This window comes from Ornithinicoccus halotolerans (assembly GCF_009602535.1).
GTDB classification, from domain to species: Bacteria; Actinomycetota; Actinomycetes; order Actinomycetales; family Dermatophilaceae; genus Ornithinicoccus; species Ornithinicoccus halotolerans.
Genome location: NZ_WIQI01000206.1, coordinates 1 through 1489 on the forward strand (window position 1 = coordinate 1; position 1489 = coordinate 1489).

The 1489-nt window shown below is 75.1% G+C and carries 2 protein-coding genes; both read left to right on the plus strand.

All coding sequences use genetic code 11. The annotated features are described in order from the left end of the window. Window positions 1-1021, plus strand: a 1021-nt coding sequence (locus tag GFJ45_RS16045; protein WP_228387214.1) for an LCP family protein, incomplete at its 5' end; no start/stop codon positions are given. A 10-nt stretch (window positions 1022-1031) separates the two neighbouring features. Further along, on the plus strand, window positions 1032-1489 hold a 458-nt coding region (locus GFJ45_RS16050), incomplete at its 3' end, for a hypothetical protein (RefSeq protein WP_228387216.1).

The following is a 1489-nucleotide window of genomic DNA, read 5'->3' on the forward strand; positions in this document are numbered from 1 at the left end:
GGCCGGCCGCGGCGGCCGCGGCGGCGGTGGGGAGGACGGCCGCCCGCCGCGGCGACGCCGGCCCCGCTACGCGTTCCGGCGGGTGCTGGTGCTGCTGCTCGTGCTGCTGCTGGTCTGGATCGGCGGGCTGCTGTGGGCGGCCCTCGCGTCCTGGAACAGCGTCGAGCGGGTCGCGGCCACCCCGCCGGACGAGGGGCGCCCCGCAGCCGGGTCCGGGAGCACCTTCCTGCTGGTCGGGACCGACGGCCGGGAGAACCTGACCCGGGAGGAGCGCAACGAGCTGGTGACCGGCCACGAGACCGACAGCGTGCGCGCCGACACCATCATGCTGCTCCACCTGCCCTCCGGTGAGGAGCCGGTGCTGGTGTCGCTGCCACGGGACAGCTACCTGGAGGTCCCCGGCTACGGTGCCGAGAAGCTGAACTCGGCCTACCCGCTGGGGGGCCCCGAGCTGCTGGTGCGGACGGTCGAGCAGGCCACCGGCATGCGGCTCGACGGCTACCTGGAGATCGGGTTCGGCGGGTTCGTGGACGTGGTGCAGACCGTCGACGGGGTGCACATGTGCCTGGAGGAGGCGGTCGAGGACGAGCGCACCCGGCTGCAGCTGGAGGCCGGCTGCCAGGAGCTGGCGGGCACGGAGGCGTTGAAGTACGTGCGGATGCGCTACTCCGACCCGCGCGGGGACCTGGGCCGGGTGGAGCGGCAGCGGCAGTTCCTCTCCGCGCTGGTGGCCGAGATGGCCAGCCCGGGGATCGTGCTGGTGCCCTGGCGGCTGCACGAGGTCGGCACCGCGACCGGGTCGGCCATGAGCATCGGGGAGGACACCTCGATGCTGGACACCGCCCGGATGGCGCTGGGGATGCGCAAGGTCAGCAACGGCGAGGGCCAGTCGGTCACCGTCCCCGTCGCCGACCCCAACTACCAGACCCACGCCGGGAGCTCGGTGCTGTGGGACGAGGAGGGTGCCGCCGAGCTGTTCGAGGCGCTGCGTACCGGCGCGCCGCTGTCCGTGGAGCCCTGAGCGGGCAGCCATGACCCTCGTCCCGCGCCGCTGGTGGCTCAAGGCGGCGGTGCAGGGCGTGGCCTCGGTGGTCCCTGGTGGTGGCCGGGTGCAGGACCGGTTCGGACGGCTCACCCGGCCCGAGCTGGACGCGGAGTACCTGCTGGCCAAGTGGGCCCACGTCACCGCTCACGCGCGGGCGGCCGCGACCCGGGACGGGCAGCGGACCGCCGGCGAGAGCCCGCTCGCCGGGCTGCGGGTGCTGGAGCTGGGCACCGGGTGGTACCCGATCGTGGCCCTCGGCCTGGCGCTGCAGGGGGCCGAGGTGGTGACGGTCGACACCGCCAGCCACCTGCACCGGGCCGCACTCGACCAGACGCTGCGCACGCTCGACCGGCTGGCAGGCGAGGGCCGGGTGCGCAGTCACTCCCGCGCGCCGACGGTGACGCAGCACCGGCCCGCCCCCGGGTCCAGCCGCGCGACCAGGTC